The organism is Serratia oryzae (assembly GCF_001976145.1).
GTDB classification, from domain to species: Bacteria; Pseudomonadota; Gammaproteobacteria; order Enterobacterales; family Enterobacteriaceae; genus Chania; species Chania oryzae.
On sequence record NZ_MOXD01000002.1, the window covers coordinates 327,386 to 351,566 of the forward strand.

Genomic DNA, 24,181 nt, shown 5'->3' on the forward strand with positions numbered 1-24,181 from the left:
GATATGCAAAAAGTACTGATTACTGGCTTTGAACCCTTTGGCGGCGAACGTGTGAATCCTTCCTGGGAAGTGGTGAAGCAGCTTGACCAGCGGGAGGTGGCCGGAGCACGCGTGGTTGCGCGTCAGTTGCCTTGCGTATTTGGTGAAGCGTTAACGGTGCTGAACGCAGCCATTGATGAATCGCAGCCGGTGTTGGTGCTGGCGGTCGGTCAAGCGGGTGGGCGCGTTGATATTACCCTGGAGCGGGTCGCGATTAACGTCGACGATGCGCGTATACCCGATAACCAAGGGCAACAGCCAATCGATCGAACTATTGTTGAACAAGGGCCGGCGGCTTATTTCAGCACTTTGCCCATCAAGGCGATGGTGAATGCGCTGCGTGAAGCTGGTATTCCTGCTTCAGTTTCGCAGACCGCCGGAACCTATGTGTGCAATCACGTGATGTACGGTTTGTTGCACCGTTTAGCCGGGCAGCAGGCGGTGAAGGGCGGTTTTATTCATATCCCGTATCTGCCGGAACAGGCTGCGTTCCACCCCGGTGCACCGAGTATGGCCGCCCAAACCCTGTTGATTGCATTGGAGCTGGCTATTTTGGTTGCGCTGCAGGTTGAACAGGATTTGAAAGTGGCGGGGGGAGCAACGCATTAAGGCGTTTCCCATGCGTTGAAATATCAGGGCTCTGTACGCAGGGCCCTTTTCAATCAAGGAGTAGGGTATGCCGGAAGGACCGGAGATTCGCCGGGCAGCAGATAAACTGGCGGCGGTGATGATTGGCCAACCGCTGACGGAGGTCTGGTTTGCTTTTCCCCAACTGAAACACTATCAGGCTGATTTGATTGGCGCATGTATTACCGCTATCGAACCGCGGGGAAAGGCTCTGTTAACCGATTTCTCTAATGGGGTGACGATGTATAGCCATAACCAGCTCTATGGCGTGTGGAAAGTGGTGAAAGCTGGGGAGACGCCAGAAACCAAACGCGATCTGCGCGTGCGGCTGCAAACCGCCGATTGGGCGATTTTACTGTACAGCGCTTCCGATATTACGCTCGCACCGCGCGGTGAAATTGAACAGCATCCGTTCTTAAACCGCATCGGGCCAGACGTGCTGGATATGGCATTAACGATGGAGCAGGTTGAAAAACGGCTGTTATCTGCCAAATTCTGCAAGCGGCAATTGGGGGGAATGTTGCTCGATCAAACCTTTTTGGCGGGGCTGGGGAACTATCTGCGTGCTGAAATCTTGTGGCAGGCGCAATTGGCACCCAAGCATAAACCGTGTGACTTAAGCGCAGAAGAGGTGCACCGATTGGCGCAGGCGTTGCTGGATATTCCCCGGTTGTCTTATCAAACCCGAGGCCAGGCGGATGATAACCGCCATCATGGCAGTTTGTTCCGCTTCAATGTGTTTCACCGTAGTGGTGAGCCTTGCCCAAGATGCGGGGTGATGATCGAGAAAACGGTTCTGTCATCGCGGCCATTTTATTGGTGCCCAGGGTGCCAGAAATAGCCAATAAAAAGCCGCCCAGGTTGAGATGGGCGGCATGGTATGCAAGGAACAATGAACTTATTTATTGTTCTGCGATTTGAACTCACGCTCGGCATAACCGGTATACAACTGGCGCGGACGGGCGATCTTGATGCCTTCGTCGTGCATTTCGTTCCAGTGGGCGATCCAGCCGATAGTGCGGGCAATAGCGAAGATAACGGTAAACATGGAAGACGGAATACCCATGGCTTTCAGGATGATGCCAGAGTAGAAATCCACGTTCGGATACAGTTTCTTCTCAATGAAGTACGGGTCGTTCAACGCGATGTGTTCCAGCTCCATCGCCACTTCCAGCAGGTTATCGTCTTTCTTATTCAGTTCTTTCAGCACTTCATGGCAGGTTTCACGCATCACGGTAGCACGCGGATCGTAGTTCTTGTACACGCGGTGACCGAAGCCCATCAGGCGGAAAGAATCGTTCTTGTCTTTAGCGCGCTTGATGAATTCTGGAATGTGCTCAACCGTTTTGATCTCTTCCAGCATTTTCAGGGCGGCTTCGTTGGCACCGCCGTGCGCTGGCCCCCACAGAGAGGCGATACCGGCCGCGATACAGGCAAACGGGTTGGCACCAGAGGAACCGGCGGTACGGACGGTCGACGTTGAGGCGTTCTGCTCGTGATCGGCATGCAGGATCAGAATACGATCCATCGCACGTTCCAGCACCGGGTTCACCACATATTCTTCGCACGGCGTGGCAAACATCATGCGCAGGAAGTTGCCGGCGTAAGAGAGATCGTTACGCGGATAGACGAAAGGTTGGCCGATAGAGTACTTGTAACACATTGCTGCCACGGTCGGCATTTTGGACAGCAGGCGGAACGCGGTAATTTCGCGGTGACGCTCGTTGTTAACATCCAGCGCGTCGTGATAGAACGCGGCCAGCGCACCGGTTACGCCGCACAGCACCGCCATCGGGTGTGAGTCACGGCGGAAACCACGGAACAGATGGGTAATCTGATCGTGGATCATGGTGTGGCGGGTAACGGTGGTTTTGAAGGTCTCAAATTCTGCTTTGGTCGGGGCTTCGCCGTACAACAGGATGTAGCACACTTCCAGATAGGAGGATTCTTTTGCCAACTGCTCGATAGGGAAGCCGCGGTGCAACAGAATACCTTTGTCACCATCAATAAAGGTGATTTTGGATTCGCAGGAAGCGGTAGAAGTAAAGCCGGGATCAAATGTGAAATAACCTTTGGAGCCCAAGGTGCGCACGTCAAGGACATCAGGGCCTAGTGTTGGGGTGAGCACGCCTAGTTCGATCGGAGCTTCGCCATTGTTGATACTTAGCGTCGCTTTCTTATCAGTCATTTACAGTCTCCTTAGCGCCTTATTTTAAAAACCTCTAACAACTGAAATACCTTAAATCTCGGCAGGTTGCCCGCAATAATATAGCGCGGAAGCTAACTCTGTGAGCGACTGCGCAAATGCGCGAGTAGGGAACAGAGTGCTAACCGGTGAGCGAGATAGGTTGCCAATTGCTAACGATTCTTCGGGATTCGTTATTTTCTATTAATCATTACCTACAACATGTTCGGAGTACTAGCTAGATACACTGTTGCATAACTTAATCATGGGGGGAAGTGTATCTGTTGACCGGTAGCGCATCATAGGGCTGATTGCTACCCTATTTGTAATGGAAATGTTGATCTCTTGTCAAATCAGATAATTAATTTAGTGTGAAATGTGAAAATCGTGATCTTAATCACTGTTCGAGGGAAATGTCCCCAAAGGGATTGTATGGGAATTGTAATAAGAATGTGATCCTCCTATACTGCCGCCAGGTCTCCGGATTACCCTGAAGTAGGAGCACCCAGCGTTATAACTACGCGCCGTTTGAGCACATTGGAAGTCGATGTTTGAGCGCGTGACGTGTAAGGGTTTTGGCTCTTAACGCTGTCTGATCCCCACCCAGGCCCGGAGGAAGGAAAATAATAAGAGCTGTGTGGGCAAAACCGTGAAAAAACAAAGACCTGTCAACCTGGATCTGCAAACGATCCGGTTTCCCGTAACTGCGATAGCGTCCATCTTACACCGAGTCTCTGGCGTAATTACCTTCGTTGCCGTGGGTATCCTTCTCTGGCTGTTGGGCTTGTCTCTCTCTTCTCAAGAGGGCTTCCTGCACGCTGCCTCCATCATGAATAGCTTCTTCGTGAAATTCATCTTCTGGGGGATTCTCACTGCGCTGGCCTATCACATTTGCGGTGGCGTTCGTCACTTGTTAATGGATTTTGGCTATATCGAAGAGAGTTTAGCCGCAGGTACCCGTTCTGCCCAAGTGGCGTTCGGTCTGACCGTCGTGCTGTCAATTCTGGCTGGAGTCCTCGTATGGTAAGCAACGTTTCCGCATTAGGGCGTAACGGTGTACACGATTGGTTGTTACTGCGTGCTTCCGCTATCGTCATTACCCTGTACGTTTTGTATATCCTGGGCTTTGTCGTCACCGCTCCAGGCATCACCTATGAAATATGGCGCGGTTTCTTCGCCACCTCAATTACGAAAGTATTCACCTTGCTGACATTGCTGTCGATTCTGGTTCACGCCTGGGTCGGGATGTGGCAGGTGCTGACGGACTATATCAAACCATTGGCTTTACGCCTGGTGCTGCAACTGGCGATCGTGATCGCGTTGCTGGTCTATTTACTGTACGGAACAATCGTAGTGTGGGGTGCTTAAATGAAACTGCCAGTCAGAGAGTTTGATGCAGTTGTTATCGGTGCAGGTGGCGCAGGTATGCGTGCCGCACTGCAGATTTCCCAAGCGGGGTCGACTTGCGCCCTGCTTTCCAAAGTATTCCCGACCCGTTCCCATACCGTGTCTGCACAAGGTGGTATCACCGTTGCGCTGGGTAACAGCCATGAAGATAACTGGGAATGGCACATGTACGACACGGTGAAAGGTTCCGACTATATCGGTGACCAGGATGCGATCGAATATATGTGTAAAACCGGCCCGGAAGCGATTCTGGAACTGGAACATATGGGTTTGCCATTCTCCCGTCTGGATGATGGCCGTATTTATCAGCGTCCGTTTGGCGGCCAGTCACTGAATTTTGGTGGCGAACAGGCGGCACGTACCGCCGCAGCGGCTGACCGTACTGGCCACGCCTTGCTGCATACCCTGTATCAGCAGAACCTGAAAAACCACACCACCATCTTCTCTGAGTGGTATGCGCTGGATCTGGTGAAAAACCAGGACGGTACGGTAGTGGGTACTACTGCCATCTGTATTGAAACCGGTGAAGTGGTGTATTTCAAAGCCAAGGCAACCATATTGGCTACCGGCGGTGCGGGCCGTATCTATCAGTCCACCACCAATGCCCACATCAACACCGGTGACGGCGTGGGGATGGCCCTGCGTGCCGGTGTGCCGGTGCAGGATATGGAGATGTGGCAGTTCCACCCAACGGGTATTGCCGGTGCGGGTGTCTTGGTCACCGAAGGTTGCCGTGGTGAAGGTGGTTACCTGCTGAACAAACATGGTGAGCGTTTCATGGAACGCTATGCGCCTAACGCGAAAGATCTGGCGGGCCGTGATGTGGTTGCTCGTTCGATCATGATTGAAATCCGTGAAGGCCGCGGCTGCGACGGCCCATGGGGCCCACACGCCAAGCTGAAGCTGGACCATCTGGGCAAAGACGTTTTGGAATCCCGTCTGCCGGGTATTCTGGAATTATCCCGCACCTTTGCTCACGTCGATCCGGTCAAAGAGCCGATCCCGGTTATCCCAACCTGCCACTATATGATGGGCGGTATCCCGACTAAGGTGACCGGTCAGGCATTAACCGTGAACGAGAAAGGTGAAGATGTGGTGATCCCAGGGTTGTTCGCCGTGGGGGAGATCGCCTGCGTGTCGGTACATGGTGCCAACCGCTTGGGCGGTAACTCGCTTCTGGATCTGGTGGTGTTTGGCCGTTCTGCCGGGCTGCACCTGCAGGAATCATTGGCCGAGCAGGGTGAAAGCCGTGATGCCAGCGATTCTGATGTAGAGGCCTCGTTGGATCGTCTAAACCGCTGGAATAACACCCGTTCAGGTGAAGATCCGGTTGAGATTCGTAAGGCGCTGCAATCCTGCATGCAGAACAACTTCTCGGTGTTCCGTGAAGGTGATGCAATGGCGAAAGGGTTGGAAGAGCTGAAAGTGATCCGCGAACGTCTGAAGAACGCACGTCTGGATGATACCTCGAGCGAATTCAACACCCAGCGTATCGAATGCCTGGAGTTGGATAACCTGATGGAGACTGCGTATTCCACCGCTGTGTCGGCCAACTTCCGTACCGAGAGCCGTGGTGCCCATAGTCGCTTCGACTACCCGGATCGTGATGATGCCAACTGGCTGTGCCATTCGCTGTATCTGCCGCAATCGGAAAGCATGACGCGTCGTGAAGTGAATATGCAACCGAAACTGCGCGCGGCATTCCCGCCGAAAGTGCGTTCTTACTAATTGCGGAGCCTGATTGATGAAACTCGAATTTTCTATCTATCGCTACAATCCGGATGTCGACGACGCCCCGCATATGCAGGATTACACCCTGGACGCGGAAGAAGGGCGCGACATGATGCTGTTGGATGCGTTAATCCAACTGAAAGAAAAAGATCCGACTCTGTCGTTCCGCCGTTCCTGCCGTGAAGGGGTATGCGGTTCAGACGGTATCAACATGAACGGTAAGAATGGCTTGGCCTGCATCACGCCTGTCTCGTCATTACGTAAAGGCAATAACAAGATTGTAATCCGTCCATTGCCGGGGTTGCCGGTAGTGCGTGACCTGGTCGTCGATATGGGGCAGTTTTATGCCCAATATGAAAAGATTAAGCCGTTCTTATTGAACGATGGCAAAAATCCGCCGGCGCGTGAGCACCTGCAGTCGCCAGAAAGCCGGGCTAAACTGGATGGTTTGTACGAATGCATCCTGTGCGCCTGTTGTTCAACCTCTTGCCCGTCGTTCTGGTGGAACCCTGACAAGTTTGTTGGCCCGGCAGGTCTGTTGGCAGCGTACCGCTTCCTGATCGATAGCCGTGATACGGAAACTGAAGCACGTTTGGATGATCTGAACGACGCTTTTAGTGTTTTCCGCTGCCATAGCATTATGAATTGTGTCAGTGTATGCCCTAAGAGCTTGAATCCGACGCGTGCCATCGGCCATATTAAGTCTATGCTGCTGCAACGCGGCGCATAAATGGAATGAGATGCTGCGCCGGGCATTATTCCGGCGCACATTCTAAGAGAGGGAGCCTCTAAAAACTGACGCAGGATTGTCGTGTTAGGCAATCAGGGCGATCGTCAGGTTTTAGAGGTTCCTTGTAAGGGGCCGCAAGGTCCAAAACAGAACGTGCATTTAAGCTGTATCAGGCTATTTGCCCTATGGATTTCAAATTGCAGCTAGGCGGCAAGCATAGGAATCCCCAGGAGCTTACTCAAGTAAGTGACTGGGGGGACTAGGTGAAGCCAACAACGCTGCAACTTGAAAGACGACGGGTATAAGCACGTCGAGTGAACCGTTTTTACGGCAAACCGTACCATCACGGTAATTATGTTAACCACGGCGAAAACTGAAGCTTTAAAGCTTAAGGGATCATAATGCAGAACGGCGCAATGAAGGCCTGGCTGGATTCCTCCTATCTGGCGGGCGCGAACCAGTCCTACATAGAGCAGCTCTATGAAGACTTTTTAACCGATCCGAGTTCCGTTGAAGATAGCTGGCGTTCCATTTTTCAACAGCTACCAACCACGGGTGTTAAACCCGATCAGCTCCATTCCCAAACGCGAGATTATTTCCGCCGCCTGGCGAAAGATTCTGCGCGTTACAACACCTCCATCAACGATCCTGAAACCGATGCCAAACAGGTCAAGGTATTGCAACTGATCAACGCCTTCCGTTTCCGTGGGCATCAGCATGCAAACCTCGATCCACTCGGCCTGTGGAAACAGGAGCGTGTTCCCGATCTGAGTCTTGCTTATCACAACCTGAGTGAAGCCGACTTCCAGGAAACCTTCAACGTGGGTTCTTTTGCCATTGGCAAAGAAACCATGAAGTTAGGCGAACTGTATACCGCGCTGAAGCAGACCTATTGTGGCTCGATCGGTGCGGAGTATATGCACATTACCAATACCGAAGAAAAACGCTGGATCCAGCAGCGCATTGAGTCGGTAGTGGGGAAGGCCAGTTTCTCTGTCGAAGAGAAGCGTCGCTTCTTGAGCGAACTGACCGCAGCCGAAGGCCTGGAACGTTATCTCGGTGCTAAATTCCCAGGGGCGAAGCGCTTCTCGCTGGAAGGTGGCGACGCTCTGGTGCCAATGCTGAAAGAGATGATACGCCATGCGGGTAAAAACGGTACTCGTGAGGTGGTGTTGGGTATGGCTCACCGTGGTCGTCTGAACGTGCTGATCAACGTGCTGGGTAAAAAACCAGCCGATCTGTTCGACGAGTTTGCCGGTAAGCATAAAGAACACCTGGGCACCGGTGACGTGAAATATCACCAGGGCTTCTCTTCCGACGTGGAAACGGAAGGCGGCATGGTTCACCTGGCGCTGGCGTTCAACCCGTCACACCTGGAGATCGTCAGCCCGGTGGTGATGGGCTCTGTGCGTGCCCGTCGCGATCGTCTTGATGAAGCACGCAGCAATATGGTGCTGCCAATTACCATCCACGGTGATGCAGCCATTACCGGCCAGGGCGTGGTTCAGGAAACGCTGAACATGTCTCAGGCGCGTGGTTATGAAGTCGGTGGTACGGTGCGTATCGTCATCAACAACCAGGTTGGTTTCACCACCTCCAACCCGTTGGATGCGCGTTCGACCCAATACTGTACCGATATCGCCAAGATGGTACAGGCTCCGATCTTCCACGTGAATGCTGACGATCCTGAAGCGGTAGCCTTTGTTACCCGCCTGGCATTGGACTTCCGTAATACCTTTAAACGTGACGTCATGATCGATCTGGTCTGCTACCGTCGCCACGGGCATAACGAGGCCGATGAGCCAAGTGCAACCCAGCCGGTGATGTACCAGAAGATCAAAAAACACCCGACGCCACGCAAAATTTATGCCGACGTTTTGACCGAGCAAAGGGTTGCTACCCTTGAAGACGCCACCGAAATGGTCAACCTGTATCGCGATGCACTCGATCGTGGTGATTGTGTGGTTGAAGAATGGCGTCCGATGAACCTGCACTCCTTTACCTGGTCGCCGTATCTGAACCATGAGTGGGACGAAGAGTTTCCGAGCAAGGTTGATATGAAGCGCCTGCAGGAACTGGGGCGTCGTATCAGCACTATACCTGAAGCGATCGAAATGCAGTCACGCGTAGCGAAAATCTACGGTGACCGTGCCGAGATGGCGGCAGGTAATAAAGCATTTGACTGGGGCGCGGCGGAAACGCTGGCCTATGCCACTTTGGCCGATGAAGGCATCCCGATCCGTATCTCTGGTGAAGATGCCGGTCGTGGCACCTTCTTCCACCGCCATGCCGTGGTGCACAACCAGAAAAATGGTTCGGTTTATGTTCCATTAGCTAACATTCACAGCGGGCAGGGGGAGTTCAAAGTCTGGGACTCCGTACTGTCTGAAGAAGCCGTTTTGGCGTTTGAATACGGTTATGCCACTGCGGAGCCTCGTACCCTGACCATCTGGGAAGCACAGTTTGGCGACTTCGCCAACGGTGCGCAGGTGGTTATCGACCAGTTCATCAGTTCTGGCGAGCAGAAGTGGGGGCGGATGTGTGGCCTGGTGATGCTGTTACCTCACGGTTACGAAGGTCAAGGGCCAGAGCACTCCTCTGCGCGCTTGGAGCGTTACCTGCAACTGTGCGCAGAACAGAATATGCAGGTGTGCATCCCATCTACCCCGGCGCAGGTCTACCATATGCTGCGTCGTCAGGCGCTGCGTGGAATGCGCCGTCCGTTGGTGGTGATGTCACCGAAATCGCTGTTGCGTCATCCGTTGGCGACTTCTTCTCTAGAAGAACTGGCAAACGGCACTTTCCAACCCGCTATCGGTGAAATCGACGAGTTGGATCCGCAGGCGGTGAAACGCGTCGTGCTGTGTTCCGGTAAGGTTTATTACGATCTGCTGGAACAGCGCCGCAAGAATGACCAGAAAGACGTTGCGATCGTGCGCATTGAGCAACTGTATCCATTCCCGCACCAGGCTGTTCAGGCGGTGCTGGAACAGTATGCTCATGTGCATGACTTCGTCTGGTGCCAGGAAGAGCCGCTGAACCAGGGCGCTTGGTATTGTAGCCAGCACAACTTCCGTGAAGTGATCCCATTTGGGGCTTCTTTGCGTTACGCCGGACGCCCGGCCTCCGCTTCTCCTGCGGTTGGCTATCTGTCCGTACACCAGAAGCAGCAGCAGGCTCTGGTGAATGATGCGCTGAATATTGATTAATATCCCTCGATTTCAGAGGGCTGCAAGGTGGTAATTGTATGACTCTCCAGGCGCTTGGATAGCTAAGGGCCTGGGGACAAAACGCAACCAACCCCGCTGCGGCAACTTGAAAGATGAAGGGTAAAAAACTTAAGGGAAAGCTTAATGAGTAGCGTAGATATTCTGGTTCCTGATCTTCCTGAATCGGTTGCTGATGCGGCCGTAGCCACGTGGCATAAAAAGCCCGGCGATGCGGTAAACCGTGATGAAGTTTTGGTCGAGATCGAAACTGATAAAGTGGTGTTGGAAGTACCGGCGAGTGAAGCAGGATTCCTTGATGCGATTCTGGAAGATGAGGGCGCGACCGTCACTTCCCGTCAACTTCTTGGTCGTATCCGTCCAGGCGATAGCTCTGGCAAACCGACTGTAGAGAAAACGCAGAGCAAAGAAGCGACTCCGGCACAGCGCGCAACCGCGAGCCTGGAAGAAGAGAACAACGATTCACTTAGCCCGGCGATCCGCCGTCTGATTGCTGAACACGATCTCGATGCTGCGGCGATCAAAGGCAGCGGTGTCGGTGGGCGTATCACCCGTGAAGACGTGGAAGCCTATTTGGCGAGCCACAAGAAAGCAGATAAGCCAGCCGTTGCCGCACCAGAAGCTGCACCGCAGCCTGCGTTGAGCGGCCGTAGTGAAAAACGTGTGCCGATGACCCGCCTGCGTAAGCGTGTGGCCGAGCGTCTGTTGGAAGCGAAGAACAGCACCGCAATGCTGACCACTTTCAATGAAATCAACATGCAGCCGATCATGGATCTGCGCAAGCAGTACGGTGAAGCTTTCGAGAAACGCCACGGGGTACGTTTGGGCTTTATGTCCTTCTACATCAAAGCGGTAGTCGAAGCTCTGAAGCGCTTCCCTGAAGTGAATGCTTCTATCGATGGTTCGGATGTGGTTTACCATAACTACTTCGATATCAGCATCGCGGTATCTACCCCTCGTGGGCTGGTGACCCCAGTATTGCGCGACGTAGACACCATGGGCATGGCGGATATCGAGAAGAAAATCAAAGAGCTGGCGGTCAAAGGCCGTGACGGTAAATTGACGGTGGAAGAGCTGACCGGCGGTAATTTCACCATTACCAACGGCGGCGTATTCGGTTCACTGATGTCCACCCCGATCATCAACCCACCGCAGAGCGCTATCCTGGGCATGCACGCCATTAAAGATCGCCCGATGGCGGTCAATGGTCAGGTTGTGATTCAGCCGATGATGTATCTGGCTCTGTCTTACGATCATCGTCTGATCGATGGCCGTGAGTCTGTGGGATATCTGGTGACTGTTAAAGAGATGCTGGAAGATCCTGCTCGCCTGCTGTTAGACGTTTAATCCCTGCCTGGGTGCGGTAATTGCCGCACCCACACTCTGTGCTATGTGGCCTGTACTCAGTCGCTTGAAGGTAACAGGCTAAAACTTTTCAGACCTGAATGGATAGAACATCATGAATTTACACGAATATCAGGCAAAACAACTGTTTGCTCGGTATGGCATGCCAGCACCAACCGGTTACGCCTGTACCACACCGCGTGAAGCAGAAGAAGCCGCATCTAAAATCGGCTCCGGCCCGTGGGTGGTTAAATGTCAGGTTCATGCTGGCGGCCGTGGTAAAGCTGGCGGTGTTAAAGTTGTTAACAGCAAAGAAGATATCCGCGCTTTTGCTGAAGCCTGGTTGGGTAAGCGCCTGGTGACTTACCAGACGGATGCATTGGGGCAGCCGGTTCACCAGATCCTGGTGGAAGCAGCAACCGATATCGACAAAGAATTGTATCTGGGCGCAGTAGTTGACCGTGGTACGCGTCGCGTGGTGTTTATGGCGTCCACTGAAGGTGGCGTTGAGATCGAAAAAGTTGCGGAAGAAACCCCGGAACTGATCCACAAAATGACCATCGACCCACTGGCGGGGCCACAGCCTTATCAGGGGCGTGAACTGGCGTTCAAACTGGGTCTGACGGGTAAGCAAGTCAGCCAGTTTGCCAAGATCTTTATGGGGTTGGCAACGCTGTTCCTGGAGCGCGATCTGGCGATGGTTGAGATCAACCCGCTAGTGATTACCAAACAGGGCGATCTGATTTGCCTGGACGGCAAACTGGGTGCTGATGGTAACGCCTTGTTCCGCCAGCCTGAACTGCGTGAAATGCGCGACCCTTCTCAGGAAGATGAGCGTGAATCCCGTGCGGCTCAGTGGGAGCTTAACTATGTAGCTCTGGACGGTAACATCGGTTGCATGGTTAACGGTGCCGGTCTGGCGATGGGGACCATGGACATCGTGAAACTGCACGGTGGTGAACCTGCCAACTTCCTCGACGTAGGTGGTGGTGCAACCAAAGAGCGCGTGACTGAAGCGTTCAAAATCATCCTGTCTGACGACAAGGTGAAAGCGGTTCTGGTGAACATTTTCGGTGGCATCGTGCGTTGCGACCTGATCGCTGACGGTATCATTGGCGCGGTTGCTGAAGTTGGGGTTAACGTCCCGGTAGTCGTACGTCTGGAAGGGAACAACGCCGAACTGGGCGCCAAAAAACTGGCGGACAGCGGTCTGAATATCATTGCTGCAACCAGCCTGACTGATGCGGCTCAGCAAGTTGTTGCGGCAGTGGAGGGTAAATAATGTCCATTTTGATTGATAAGAATACTAAAGTCATTTGCCAGGGTTTCACCGGTAGCCAAGGCTCTTTCCACTCCGAACAGGCTATTGCCTATGGCACCAAAATGGTCGGCGGTGTTACGCCGGGCAAAGGCGGCACAGTGCATCTGGGCCTGCCGGTGTTCAACACCGTGCGTGAAGCGGTTGAAGCGACCGGTGCAACGGCCTCGGTTATCTATGTTCCAGCCCCGTTCTGTAAAGATTCTATCCTGGAGGCGATCGACGCTGGCATTAAGCTGATCATCACTATCACCGAAGGTATTCCAACGCTGGATATGCTGACGGTGAAAGTGAAGCTGGATGAAGCGGGTGTGCGCATGATCGGCCCGAACTGCCCTGGTGTGATTACGCCTGGCGAATGTAAAATTGGTATCATGCCGGGCCATATCCACCTGCCAGGTAAAGTCGGCATCGTTTCCCGCTCAGGTACACTGACCTATGAAGCGGTGAAGCAAACTACCGATGCGGGTCTGGGCCAATCAACCTGCGTAGGCATTGGTGGTGACCCGATCCCTGGTTCCAACTTTATCGATATCCTGAAGATGTTCCAGCAAGATCCGCAGACTGAAGCGATCGTGATGATCGGCGAGATCGGCGGTAGTGCGGAAGAAGAAGCTGCAGCTTACATCAAAGATCACGTGACCAAGCCGGTTGTTGGCTACATCGCCGGTGTTACCGCGCCTAAAGGCAAGCGCATGGGCCACGCGGGTGCCATCATTGCCGGCGGTAAAGGCACTGCGGATGAGAAGTTCGCGGCGCTTGAAGCGGCAGGAGTCAAAACCGTACGCAGCCTGGCTGACATCGGTGATGCAGTGAAAGCCGTATTGAATCGCTAATATTTCACGATAAAAACAGTATCTCGACATGTTTGGCCACCCAATGGGTGGCCTTTTTTATCTTTAAACATTATTACTGTGTGCTTAAAAGAGCGATTTCTCATGGGGATCCAAGCAGTTAACATGGCCATAATCTTATATTTACGTGATTTGGGATCTCGCTCCCAACAATGGTCTATGATTAATAAACCTAAAGCTTATTTGTGATTTGAATCACTGCAATTAATTATTGGAAATAAAAAGTTAATATATATCGAGTAAATATCTTCAGTTAACACAATGATGGTTGCTTTAAATTACATTTATTTAACACAATTACATCAATAAAAAACAATTAAACTATTATGCAACATACTGCCAAGAAAATTACGTGAAACCATGCAATAGAATCTGGAAATAATATGCAGATAGGCTTAAATTGTTCCAGATCAAAATAAGCTGGAATACCTCTTTTGGCTTCTTTTTGACCTGTCGCCAAAAGTCTAAGCCAGGTCACGTAAAAACCTATTTATTGTATGGGATTTGGCGAGTATCATGCCATTGTGTAATTAGGGATGGTTGATCTTGTTGCATTTGTTACCCGCTGTCGGTTTTCATAGGTGCGTTTTGCTCCAAGCCTTTCTGGCTTGGTGACGAATGTGCGGTTGAAAGCGGGCAAGTGGGATCAAATTTGTTGTTTTTTTAAGGGCATTCACTGCGGGGCGTTACCGGTTACTCTTTCACAGAGCTATACCGATAACCGCAAGTCGGAGTCTTCCTGCGAGGAGCAAGGAGTCAAGATGTTTGATATTGTCGAACTGTCGCGCTTACAGTTTGCTTTAACGGCGATGTACCATTTTCTATTTGTTCCATTAACGCTGGGTATGGCGTTTTTGTTAGCAATTATGGAAACGGTATATGTCCTGTCCGGCAAACAAATTTATAAAGACATGACCAAATTCTGGGGTAAGTTATTTGCAATTAACTTCGCCCTGGGTGTGGCCACCGGGTTGACCATGGAGTTCCAGTTTGGGACCAACTGGTCATATTTCTCTCACTACGTCGGTGATATCTTCGGGGCTCCGCTAGCCATCGAAGGTCTGATGGCGTTCTTCCTAGAATCAACGCTGGTCGGGCTGTTCTTCTTCGGCTGGGATCGCCTTAGCAAAATACAGCACCTGACGGTGACCTGGTTTGTGGCTCTTGGCTCAAACCTGTCTGCGTTGTGGATACTGGTTGCTAACGGCTGGATGCAGAACCCGATTGCATCTGATTTCAACTTTGAAACCATGCGTATGGAGATGGTCAGCTTCTCCCAACTGGTACTCAACCCGGTTGCACAGGTGAAGTTTGTTCACACCGTGGCGTCAGGTTACACCACCGGTGCCATGTTCATTCTGGGGATCAGCTCTTACTATCTGCTGAAAGGGCGTGATATCGCGTTTGCCAAGCGTTCCTTTGCTATTGCTGCGAGCTTTGGTATGGCTGCAATCCTTTCCGTTATCGTACTGGGTGATGAGTCTGGCTACGAAATGGGTGACGTGCAGAGAACCAAACTGGCTGCGATTGAAGCAGAATGGGATACTCAACCGGCACCGGCGGCATTCACCCTGTTCGGTATTCCGAACCAGGAGCGAATGGAGAACTCCTTTGCTATCCAGATCCCATGGGCACTTGGCCTGATTGCGACTCGCTCCTTTGATACCCCGGTTATCGGTTTGCGGGATTTGATGGCTCAGCACCAGGTTCGTATCCGTAACGGTATGAAGGCATACCAGTTGCTGGAAAGCCTGCGTGGTGGCAATACCGATCCTGCAGTGCGTACGGAGTTCAATAATATCAAGCAGGACTTGGGTTATGGTCTGCTGTTGAAGCGCTACACTGAAAACGTCACCGACGCGACAGAAGCACAGATTCAGCAAGCAACCAACGATTCGATCCCACGTGTTGCTCCGTTATATTTCGCATTCCGCATCATGGTGGCCTGTGGCGTGATCATGCTGTTCATTATCGGTATGGCGTTTTGGAGCGTATTGCGTGGCCGTATCGGTGAGAAGAAATGGCTGCATCGTGCAGCGCTGTATGGCATTCCATTGCCTTGGATTGCAGTAGAAGCAGGCTGGTTCGTGGCAGAGTATGGTCGTCAGCCGTGGGCGATAGGTGAGGTGCTGCCAACCGCAGTGGCCACTTCTTCGCTGACCGCGGGCGATATACTGTTCTCTATGGGGCTGATTTGCGGCTTGTACACCCTGTTCCTGGTGGCTGAAATGTACCTGATGTTCAAGTTTGCACGTCTGGGTCCAAGCAGCCTGAAAACTGGCCGCTATCATTTTGAACAACCGACTGCCACCGTGCAGGAAGCGCGCTAAACAGGAGTCCACTTATGTTTGATTATGAAGTACTACGATTTATCTGGTGGGTTCTGGTTGGCGTATTGCTGATCGGCTTCGCGGTAACGGATGGTTTTGATATGGGCGTCGGTATCCTGATGCCTGTACTCACCAAAAGCGATACTGAACGCCGGGTAATGATTAACTCAATCGCTCCACACTGGGACGGTAACCAAGTGTGGCTGATCACCGCAGGGGGGGCGCTGTTTGCCGCTTGGCCAATGGTTTACGCCGCTGCGTTCTCGGGTTTTTACATAGCGATGATCCTGGTGTTGGCCGCGTTGTTCTTCCGCCCGGTCGGTTTTGACTACCGCTCTAAGCTGGAAAACAGCCGTTGGCGTAACCTGTGGGATTGGGGCATCTTTATCGGCAGCTTTGTGCCTGCCGTGGTATTCGGTGTGGCATTCGGTAACCTGCTGCAAGGGGTTCCGTTCCACGTTAACGAATATCTGCGCCTGTTCTACACCGGCAACTTCTTCCAACTGCTTAACCCGTTTGCTCTGTTGGCAGGGATTGTCAGCCTGATGATGCTGGTAACCCAGGGTGCAACCTATCTGCAGATGCGTACCACAGGTGAACTCCACCTGCGATCACGCGCTGCGGCACAGATTGCCACTCTGGTGATGGCCGTGTGCTTCCTGCTCGCTGGGGTATGGCTGGTGAAAGGTATTGATGGTTTCGTGGTCACCTCAGTTCTGGATACTGCGGCGGAATCTAACCCGCTGCGCAAAGAAGTGGCTCATCAGGCTGGTGCCTGGCTGATCAACTACAACAAGTATCCGATTCTGTGGGCGCTACCGGCACTGGGCGTGGTCTTGCCATTGTTCACTATCCTGTTCTCCCGTCTGGAGAAAGGCGCTATGGCATTCCTGACTTCATCGCTGACGATTGCCTGTGTGATCTTGACGGCTGGGGTAACCATGTTCCCGTTCGTCATGCCTTCAAGCACCGTACCTAACGTTAGTCTAACCATGTGGGATGCGACTTCCAGCCTGCTGACGTTGAAAGTGATGACCATTGTGGCGATTATCTTCGTGCCAATCGTTCTGGCGTACACCTGCTGGTCGTACTACAAAATGTTTGGGCGCTTGGATAAGAAGTTCATCGAAAACAACAAGCATTCACTGTACTAAGCAAAAGGAGCTAAACCATGTGGTATTTTGCCTGGATCCTCGGAACGCTTCTTGCCTGTGCCTTCGGTATCATTACGGCTCTGGCGCTTGAGCACATTGAAGATTCACAAGTACAGCAAGACGGTAAGTAATGAGTTTATCGCTCATTGATAAACTGTACGCTATCACCGATAAGGGCCCAATTCGGGCCCTTTCAATGGTGCTGGCGTTGATTTTAGCGGGGTGCATATTCTGGGATCCCAGCCGCTTTGCGGCACGCACCAGTTCACTGGAGATTTGGCAGGGTATCCTGCTGATGTGGGCGGTGTGTGCGGGCATGGTACACGGTGTTGGTTTTCGGCCTCAGAATGCGTTCTGGCGTGCGTTTTTTACGCCGCTGCCTGCGATTGTGATCCTGGCCGCAGGATTACTTTACGTTTCTTTATAAACTGCAGTATATCCGCGTGTTATGGGCCATTCAGGCCCATAATTATTTTCATTCCCATCCGGTAACCCATTCCCAACCTGATCTCTCTTGCGTATAGTAGCAACGTTAAATTGCATTGGCTTGGAAGTATCGTGAGTAATACGTTGTTTCGATGGCCGGTCCGTGTCTATTACGAAGACACCGATGCCGGCGGTGTGGTTTACCATGCCCGCTACGTCGCCTTTTATGAAAGAGCGCGCACAGAGATGCTGCGTCAGCATAACTTTCATCAACAGCAGCTGCTCAGTGAACATGTCGCTTTTGCTGTCCGGCGCATGACGGTGGATTACCTGTTACCGGCTCGTCTTGATGACCTGTTGGAAGTGCAGAGTGAAATCACCTCAATGCGTGGGGCTTCTCTCACGTTTGCTCAACGCATTGTTAATTCTGACGGTACTCTTTTGAGTCAGGCCGATGTGTTGATTGCATGCATTGATCCACACCAAATGAAGCCAATAGCGCTTCCTAAGTCTATTGTCGCGGAGTTTAAGCAGTGACTGACATGAACATCCTAGATTTATTCTTGAAGGCAAGCCTGCTGGTTAAGCTTATCATGTTGATTTTGATAGGTTTCTCAGTGGCCTCTTGGGCGATCATCATCCAACGGACTCGCATTCTGAATGCGGCCACGCGTGACGCCGAAGCTTTCGAAGACAAATTCTGGTCCGGTATCGAGCTTTCCCGCTTGTATCAGGAAAGCCAGGCACGCCGCGATAGCCTGACGGGTTCAGAGCAAATTTTCCATGCGGGTTTCAAAGAGTTTGCCCGTTTGCACCGTGCCAACAGCCATGCGCCGGAGTCGGTGATCGAAGGCGCTTCACGTGCGATGCGCATTTCGATGAATCGCGAGCTGGAAACCCTGGAAACCCATATTCCTTTCCTCGGCACCGTAGGGTCCATCAGCCCGTATATCGGTCTGTTTGGTACCGTGTGGGGGATCATGCACGCCTTTATTGCCTTGGGGGCAGTCAAACAAGCCACCTTGCAGATGGTCGCTCCAGGCATCGCCGAAGCGTTGATCGCTACCGCGATTGGCCTGTTTGCCGCGATCCCTGCCGTTATGGCTTACAACCGTCTTAACCAGCGTGTTAACAAGCTTGAGCAGAATTACGACAACTTTATGGAAGAGTTTACCGCTATTCTGCATCGTCAGGCCTTCTCCAGCGACAGCAAATAAGTAGGAGGTAGCATGGCGAAAGTTCGTGGTCGTAACCGTCGTGAGCTGAAGTCAGAAATCAACATTGTCCCGCTGTTGGACGTGTTATTGGTGTTGTTACTGATTTTTATGGCAACCGCACCCATTATCACCCAGAGCGTTGAGGTGGATTTACCTGACGCCACGGATTCCAAAACGGTGTCCAGCGATGATAATCCGCCGGTGATCTTAGAGGTTTCCGGCGTGGGGCAATATACCTTGGTGGTAGATCATAACCGCATGGAGTTTTTGCCGCCTGAACAGGTTGCGGCTGAAGCCAGATCGCGTTTAGCGGCGAATCCGAAGACGGTCTTCTTGATCGGTGGGGCAAAGGAAGTACCCTATGATGAGATTATCAAGGCATTGAATATTCTCCATCAGGCGGGCGTCGCTTCCGTGGGGCTGATGACCCAGCCAATCTGACCGTAAGGTGAGAGGCAACCCGGTTTCTGCCTGATAGGGCAGAAGCCCCGTTTAAGCACCAGTTTTTGGGACTCTATTTTGGTAAAGGCAACTGAGCAAAACGATAAGCTGAACCGCGCCGTTATTGTTTCGGTGGTTCTGCACATCATATTGATTGCCCTGTTGATTTGGGGATCGCTGCACGAAAACGCCGAAATGAGTGCCGGCGGTGGCGGCGACGGTTCCGTCGTCGGTGCAGTGATGGTCGATCCTGGGGCTGTGGTGGAGCAGTATAATCGCCAGCAACAGCAGAGCAGCGATGCACAGCGTGCCGAAAAGCAACGTCAGAAAAAGGCGGAGCAGCAGGCAGAAGAGCTGCAGCAGAAACAGGCTGCGGAACAACAGCGGTTGAAAGAACTTGAGCGGGAACGCCTGGCTGCGCAGGAAAAAGCCGCACAGGATGCCAAAGCACAGGCAGAACAGCAGAAAAAGGCAGCCGAGCAACAGCAGCAGGCTGCTGAACAGCAGAAAGCCGCAGAACTTGCCGCCGCTAAGGCGAAAGAACAGCAGAAAGCGGCTGAGCAGGCTGCAGCAAAAGCCAAAGCCGAGGCGGATAAAATAGCCAAAGCGCAGGCAGAGGCACAAAAGAAAGCCGAAGCGGAAGCCAAGAAAGAAGCCGCTGCAGCGGCGGCTGCCAAGAAGCAGGCAGAAGAGGCGAAGAAAGAGGCTGCAGCGGCTGCGGCACAGAAAGCCGCTGAGGCGGCAGAGAAACAGGCCGCTGCTGAAGCGGAGAAGAAAGCGGCAGCAGAGAAGGCTGCAGAAGCGAAAAAAGCAGCGGATGCCAAGAAAAAGGCAGCGGCTGAGGCGGCTAAACAATCTGCTGAAGTTGATGATCTGTTCGGTGGTTTGGCGGATGGTAAAAACGCGCCGAAAGGTGGCGGAGCCGCCAAGACGAAAGGCGACGCAGCCAAAGCGAAAGGCGAGGGTAATGCCAAGGCTGCGGGTGTCAGCGGTGCTGATATTGAGGGTTATAAGAGCCAGATCAGGGCAGCCATTCAGAGCAAGTTTTATGCATCAGGGTTTGAAGGCAAAACCTGCGATTTACGCATCAAGCTTGCACCAGACGGCTTTTTAAAAAGCGTAGAGTCAGCAGGCGGAGATCCGGCGTTATGTCAAGCTGCTGTTGCAGCGGCTAATCAGGCGCGTATTCCTAAACCGCCTAGCGATGCTGTGTATCAGTATTTTAAGGATTCGACTCTTGTATTTAAGCCAGAGTAATGGTTGTTATTACTGAGTAAAGCGCAAGGATGTACTAAGGTAACCAACAGGGATTTTTATTCATTGTTTCTGAGTTTTCAGCGTTGTTGGCTGAAAATTCGAGATTCTTTGGGTAAACGTAGTTTTGTTTGCGTTGGTTTGTTAAAATTCTGCTAATTTATCGCAGGCATCCCGCCTGGATAAGGGAGATGAGATGAAGCAGGCATTTCGAGTAATGTTAGGTTTGTTAGTCCTGTGGGCATCCGTGCTGCACGCGGAAGTCCGCATTGAAATCACCCAGGGGGTCGACTCTGCTCGCCCAATTGGTGTGGTGCCGTTTAAATGGGCGGGTCCAGGTACGCCTCCAGAAGATATTGGCCAGATTGTTGGCGCAGATCTGCGCAACAGCGGCAAATTCAACCCTATCGATGTGGCGCGTATGCCGCAGCAACCGGCCACGGCGTCTGAAGTGACACCGGCGGCTTGGACTGCATTGGGCATTGATGCCGTCGTTGTCGGCCAGGTGCAACCCGGTGCTGATGGCAGCTATTTGATCTCCTACCAATTGGTGGATACCTCAGGTTCTCCAGGCACCGTTCTGGCGCAGAATCAGTATAAGGTGACCAAGCAATGGTTGCGTTATTCTGCTCATACCGCCAGTGATGAAGTGTTTGAAAAGCTGACCGGTATCAAAGGGGCTTTCCGTACGCGTATCGCTTATGTGGTGCAGACCAACGGTGGGCAATTCCCGTATGAACTGCGTGTATCCGACTATGATGGCTACAACCAGTTTGTCGTACACCGTTCCCCAGAGCCACTGATGTCGCCAGCCTGGTCACCCGATGGCAGCAAACTGGCTTATGTTACCTTCGAGAGTGGCCGTTCAGCGCTGGTGATCCAAACCCTGGCTAACGGTGCTATCCAACAGGTCGCTTCTTTCCCTCGTCACAACGGTGCACCTGCGTTCTCACCAGACGGCAGCCGTATTGCCTTTGCTTTGTCGAAGAGCGGCAGCCTGCATCTGTATGTAATGAACCTGGGCTCTGGCCAGATCAGTCAGATCACCGATGGCCGCAGCAACAATACCGAACCTAGCTGGTTCCCAGATAGCCAGTCTTTGGCCTATACCTCCGATCAGGGGGGGCGTCCTCAGATTTATAAAATCAGCGCAAGCGGCGGGGCTCCACAACGGCTGACTTGGGAAGGTGCTCAGAATCAGAACTCTGATGTGAGCCCGGATGGTAAGTTCCTGGTGATGGTGAGTTCCAACAATGGTGCTCAGCATATCGCCAAGCAAGATCTCACTTCAGGGGCTGTTCAGGTATTAACGAACACGCAACTGGACGAAACGCCAAGTATCGCACCAAACGGTACTATGGTGATTTATAGCTCCACACAAGGTATGGGCTCCGTCCTGCAGTTGGTATCGACTGATGGGCGTTTCAAAGCGCGTCTTCCGGCAACTGATGGACAGGTCAAATCGCCTGCCTGGTCGCCGTATCTGTGATGCATGTGTAAATATGTATAGCAAACTATAAAAGGATCAAAGAAATGCAACTGAACAAAGTGCTGAAAGCGCTTATGCTGGCACTGCCAGTTCTGGCTGTGGCGGCCTGTAGTTCTAACAAAAGCGCGAACAACGACCAATCTGGTATGGGCGCTGGCACTGGTATGGAAAATGGCAGCAGCAACCTGTCTTCCGAAGAACAAGCGCGTCTGCAGATGCAAGAACTGCAGAGAAACAATATCGTTTACTTCGGTTTTGACAAATATGACATCAGCTCTGAGTTTTCTCAGATGCTGGATGCGCACGCTGCATTCCTGCGTAACAACCCATCTTACAAAGTGACCGTTGAAGGTCACGCGGATGAGCGCGGCACGCCAGAATACAACATCGCTCTGGGCGAGCGTCGTGCTAACGCAGTGAAAATGTACCTGCAAGGTAAAGGCGTTTCTGCCGACCAGATCTCTATCGTTTCTTACGGTAAAGAAAAACCAGCAGTATTGGGCCACGACGAAGCAGCTTGGGCTAAAAACCGTCGTGCCGTTCTGGTTTACTAAGAGAATCGCATGAACAGTAACTTCAGACGTCACCTGTTGGGTCTGTCGTTACTGGTTGGCGTAGCGGTCCCATGGGCCGCTACTGCCCAAGCGCCAATCAGTAATGTCGGCTCCGGCTCGGTCGAGGACCGTGTCACTTCACTTGAGCGTATCAGTAACGCTCAGAGTCAGCTTTTAAACCAACTTCAGCAGCAGCTTTCTGACAATCAACGCGATATTGATACGCTCCGTGGGCAGATCCAGGAAAGTCAGTACCAGTTGAATCAGGTGGTTGAACGCCAGAAGCAGATCTATCAGCAGATGGATAGTCTCAGCCAGGGTGGCGCACAGAATTCCACGGGTGCGGCAGCGACGGCGGCTCCTGCTGATAGTGCGCCTGCGGCTGAATCAGCCGCTCCGGTGAGCAGCGGTGATGAGAACAGCGACTATAATGCTGCTGTTTCATTGGCGTTGGAAAAAAAACAGTACGATCAGGCAATCTCCGCTTTCCAAGCCTTCGTAAAACAGTATCCGAACTCGACATACCTTCCTAATGCCAACTATTGGCTTGGCCAATTGTTTTACAACAAAGGCAAAAAAGAGGATGCGGCTTACTATTATGCGGTGGTGGTGAAGAATTATCCAAAGTCACCCAAGTCACCAGATGCCATGTTTAAAGTGGGCGTGATCATGCAGGAAAAAGGCCAGGTTGATAAAGCTAAAGCCGTTTACCAGCAGGTGATCAAACAATACCCAACCAGCGATGCGGCCAAGCAGGCAAAGAAACGCGCGGCCAGCCTGTAGGTAAAAACTGAGCCCAGATGTTAGTCGTTTTGACCGATTTCTGGGCTCATTCGCGTGAAGAACCAGCAGTTGAACCTATAGCGCCAAAATTTAGGTTGCGCTGCCAAGATAAATTAGTAATATATGCCGCCGTTGCCAAGACATCTTGCAAGATGTTAAAGCAGCAAGGAAATTGGGTCGTTAGCTCACTTGAATAGAGCAGTTGACTTCAAATCAATTGGCTACAGTTTAGAGCCTGGTATTAGCGAAGCACGGTTGTGTAAGCAATAGTGAGTAAAGCAAAACCAAGTTACCCTGTTTGCCACTCCAGTTTTCTTCGATGCAGATTTTCCTTCTGTATCCGTCAGCAGTAAACCACGACAGTGGGTCGTTAGCTCAGTCGGTAGAGCAGTTGACTTTTAATCAATTGGTCGCAGGTTCGAATCCTGCACGACCCACCAATTCTTAATGAATTGGTAAAAAGTAGAATCGTAAAGGATGAGAACCGTAAAGGTTCGTGTCGAGCATCGCGAGACAACATCGCATAATCGATGGCCCGAAGGGCGAGGCGAAGCCGAGTAATCCTGCACGACCCACCAATTCTCAGTGAATTGGTAAAAAGTAGGATCGCAAAGAATGAGAACCGTAAAGGTTTGCATTATGCGATAAAACATTTAGCAGTAAACCACAGCAGTGGGTCGTTAGCTCAGTCGGTAGAGCAGTTGACTTTTAATCAATTGGTCGCAGGTTCGAATCCTGCACGACCCACCAATTCTTAATGAATTGGTAAAAAGTAGAGTCGTAAAGGATGAGAACCGTAAAGGTTCGCGTTGCGCGATTAAAGATTTAGCAGTAAACCACAGCAGCGGGTCGTTAGCTCAGTCGGTAGAGCAGTTGACTTTTAATCAATTGGTCGCAGGTTCGAATCCTGCACGACCCACCAATTCTTTATGAATTGGTAAAAAGTAGAATCGTAAAGGATGAGAGCCGTAAAGGTTCGTGTCGAGCATCGCGAGACAACATCGCGTAAGCGATGGCCCGAAGGGCGAGGCGAAGCCGAGTAATCCTGCACGGTCCACCAATTCTTAATGA

Annotated in this window: 22 protein-coding genes, 3 tRNA genes and 2 other RNA genes; 26 read left to right on the forward strand and 1 reads right to left on the reverse strand. The window is 52.0% G+C overall.

Annotation, left to right across the window (positions count from 1 at the left end):
* Positions 1-3: 3 nt before the first annotated feature.
* Together pcp and nei are read left to right on the forward strand one after the other, a co-directional pair.
* The gene (gene pcp / locus BMI79_RS04670) at positions 4-648 is read left to right on the forward strand and encodes a pyroglutamyl-peptidase I (RefSeq protein ID WP_076940867.1); all 645 of its coding nucleotides are present in this window, start codon (positions 4-6) and stop codon (positions 646-648) included.
* A 67-nt stretch (positions 649-715) separates the two neighbouring features.
* Positions 716-1,507 (forward strand): endonuclease VIII, encoded by a 792-nt coding sequence (gene nei / locus BMI79_RS04675; RefSeq protein ID WP_076940869.1) that lies wholly within the window; start codon positions 716-718, stop codon positions 1,505-1,507.
* A gap of 57 nt (positions 1,508-1,564) precedes the next feature.
* On the opposite strand, the gene BMI79_RS04680 is transcribed toward nei, so the two are convergent.
* Positions 1,565-2,854 (reverse strand): citrate synthase, encoded by a 1,290-nt coding sequence (locus BMI79_RS04680; protein WP_076940871.1) that lies wholly within the window; start codon positions 2,852-2,854, stop codon positions 1,565-1,567.
* A gap of 634 nt (positions 2,855-3,488) precedes the next feature.
* On the opposite strand from BMI79_RS04680, the gene sdhC reads away from it, so the two are divergent.
* The 24 genes from sdhC (at position 3,489) to BMI79_RS04800 (ending at position 24,170) form a co-directional block, all read left to right on the forward strand.
* Positions 3,489-3,878 (forward strand): succinate dehydrogenase cytochrome b556 subunit, encoded by a 390-nt coding sequence (sdhC, locus tag BMI79_RS04685; protein ID WP_076940874.1) that lies wholly within the window; start codon positions 3,489-3,491, stop codon positions 3,876-3,878.
* Positions 3,872-4,219 (forward strand): succinate dehydrogenase membrane anchor subunit, encoded by a 348-nt coding sequence (gene sdhD / locus BMI79_RS04690; protein WP_076940876.1) that lies wholly within the window; start codon positions 3,872-3,874, stop codon positions 4,217-4,219. The genes sdhC and sdhD overlap by 7 nt, the downstream gene beginning before the upstream one ends.
* Positions 4,220-5,986: a succinate dehydrogenase flavoprotein subunit gene (gene sdhA / locus BMI79_RS04695; protein WP_076940878.1), complete on the forward strand. Its 1,767-nt coding sequence runs from the start codon at positions 4,220-4,222 to the stop codon at positions 5,984-5,986.
* A 16-nt stretch (positions 5,987-6,002) separates the two neighbouring features.
* On the forward strand, positions 6,003-6,719 hold the full coding sequence (locus tag BMI79_RS04700; protein WP_076940880.1) for a succinate dehydrogenase iron-sulfur subunit: 717 nt from the start codon (positions 6,003-6,005) through the stop codon (positions 6,717-6,719).
* A 401-nt stretch (positions 6,720-7,120) separates the two neighbouring features.
* On the forward strand, positions 7,121-9,928 hold the full coding sequence (gene sucA / locus BMI79_RS04705; RefSeq protein ID WP_076940881.1) for a 2-oxoglutarate dehydrogenase E1 component: 2,808 nt from the start codon (positions 7,121-7,123) through the stop codon (positions 9,926-9,928).
* A gap of 144 nt (positions 9,929-10,072) precedes the next feature.
* Positions 10,073-11,293: a 2-oxoglutarate dehydrogenase complex dihydrolipoyllysine-residue succinyltransferase gene (gene odhB / locus BMI79_RS04710; protein ID WP_076940883.1), complete on the forward strand. Its 1,221-nt coding sequence runs from the start codon at positions 10,073-10,075 to the stop codon at positions 11,291-11,293.
* Between the two features lie 112 nt (positions 11,294-11,405).
* Positions 11,406-12,572: an ADP-forming succinate--CoA ligase subunit beta gene (gene sucC / locus BMI79_RS04715; RefSeq protein WP_076940885.1), complete on the forward strand. Its 1,167-nt coding sequence runs from the start codon at positions 11,406-11,408 to the stop codon at positions 12,570-12,572.
* Complete coding sequence (gene sucD, locus BMI79_RS04720; RefSeq protein ID WP_076940887.1) at positions 12,572-13,444, forward strand: succinate--CoA ligase subunit alpha; 873 nt, start codon at positions 12,572-12,574, stop codon at positions 13,442-13,444. Before sucC ends, sucD begins: the two co-directional genes overlap by 1 nt.
* Positions 13,445-14,223: 779 nt before the next feature.
* The gene (gene cydA / locus BMI79_RS04725) at positions 14,224-15,792 is read left to right on the forward strand and encodes a cytochrome ubiquinol oxidase subunit I (protein ID WP_076940889.1); all 1,569 of its coding nucleotides are present in this window, start codon (positions 14,224-14,226) and stop codon (positions 15,790-15,792) included.
* A gap of 14 nt (positions 15,793-15,806) precedes the next feature.
* The gene (cydB, locus tag BMI79_RS04730; protein ID WP_076940890.1) at positions 15,807-16,946 is read left to right on the forward strand and encodes a cytochrome d ubiquinol oxidase subunit II; all 1,140 of its coding nucleotides are present in this window, start codon (positions 15,807-15,809) and stop codon (positions 16,944-16,946) included.
* Positions 16,947-16,963: 17 nt separating this feature from the next.
* The gene (gene cydX, locus BMI79_RS04735; protein ID WP_076940892.1) at positions 16,964-17,077 is read left to right on the forward strand and encodes a cytochrome bd-I oxidase subunit CydX; all 114 of its coding nucleotides are present in this window, start codon (positions 16,964-16,966) and stop codon (positions 17,075-17,077) included.
* On the forward strand, positions 17,077-17,373 hold the full coding sequence (ybgE, locus tag BMI79_RS04740) for a cyd operon protein YbgE (protein WP_076940893.1): 297 nt from the start codon (positions 17,077-17,079) through the stop codon (positions 17,371-17,373). The genes cydX and ybgE overlap by 1 nt, the downstream gene beginning before the upstream one ends.
* A 131-nt stretch (positions 17,374-17,504) precedes the next feature.
* Positions 17,505-17,909, forward strand: a complete 405-nt coding sequence (gene ybgC, locus BMI79_RS04745; RefSeq protein ID WP_076940895.1) for a tol-pal system-associated acyl-CoA thioesterase — start codon at positions 17,505-17,507, stop codon at positions 17,907-17,909.
* On the forward strand, positions 17,906-18,589 hold the full coding sequence (gene tolQ, locus BMI79_RS04750; RefSeq protein ID WP_076940897.1) for a Tol-Pal system protein TolQ: 684 nt from the start codon (positions 17,906-17,908) through the stop codon (positions 18,587-18,589). The genes ybgC and tolQ overlap by 4 nt, the downstream gene beginning before the upstream one ends.
* Before the next feature lie 12 nt (positions 18,590-18,601).
* Positions 18,602-19,030: a colicin uptake protein TolR gene (tolR, locus tag BMI79_RS04755; RefSeq protein ID WP_076940899.1), complete on the forward strand. Its 429-nt coding sequence runs from the start codon at positions 18,602-18,604 to the stop codon at positions 19,028-19,030.
* Between the two features lie 78 nt (positions 19,031-19,108).
* Entirely contained in the window at positions 19,109-20,287 is a 1,179-nt protein-coding gene (tolA, locus tag BMI79_RS04760; RefSeq protein ID WP_076940901.1) for a cell envelope integrity protein TolA, read from the forward strand.
* Positions 20,288-20,480: 193 nt separating this feature from the next.
* The gene (gene tolB, locus BMI79_RS04765) at positions 20,481-21,773 is read left to right on the forward strand and encodes a Tol-Pal system beta propeller repeat protein TolB (RefSeq protein WP_076940903.1); all 1,293 of its coding nucleotides are present in this window, start codon (positions 20,481-20,483) and stop codon (positions 21,771-21,773) included.
* Between the two features lie 44 nt (positions 21,774-21,817).
* Complete coding sequence (gene pal / locus BMI79_RS04770) at positions 21,818-22,327, forward strand: peptidoglycan-associated lipoprotein Pal (RefSeq protein WP_076940904.1); 510 nt, start codon at positions 21,818-21,820, stop codon at positions 22,325-22,327.
* 9 nt (positions 22,328-22,336) lie between these two features.
* Positions 22,337-23,110, forward strand: coding sequence for a cell division protein CpoB (cpoB, locus tag BMI79_RS04775; protein WP_076940906.1), 774 nt, complete (start codon positions 22,337-22,339; stop codon positions 23,108-23,110).
* Between the two features lie 364 nt (positions 23,111-23,474).
* Positions 23,475-23,550, forward strand: a tRNA-Lys gene (locus tag BMI79_RS04780).
* A gap of 16 nt (positions 23,551-23,566) precedes the next feature.
* Positions 23,567-23,688: non-coding RNA, RtT sRNA (locus tag BMI79_RS04785), on the forward strand.
* A 96-nt stretch (positions 23,689-23,784) separates the two neighbouring features.
* Positions 23,785-23,860: transfer RNA gene (locus tag BMI79_RS04790), tRNA-Lys, on the forward strand.
* A gap of 96 nt (positions 23,861-23,956) precedes the next feature.
* Positions 23,957-24,032: transfer RNA gene (locus BMI79_RS04795), tRNA-Lys, on the forward strand.
* Positions 24,033-24,048: 16 nt separating this feature from the next.
* Positions 24,049-24,170: non-coding RNA, RtT sRNA (locus BMI79_RS04800), on the forward strand.
* Positions 24,171-24,181 lie beyond the last annotated feature (11 nt).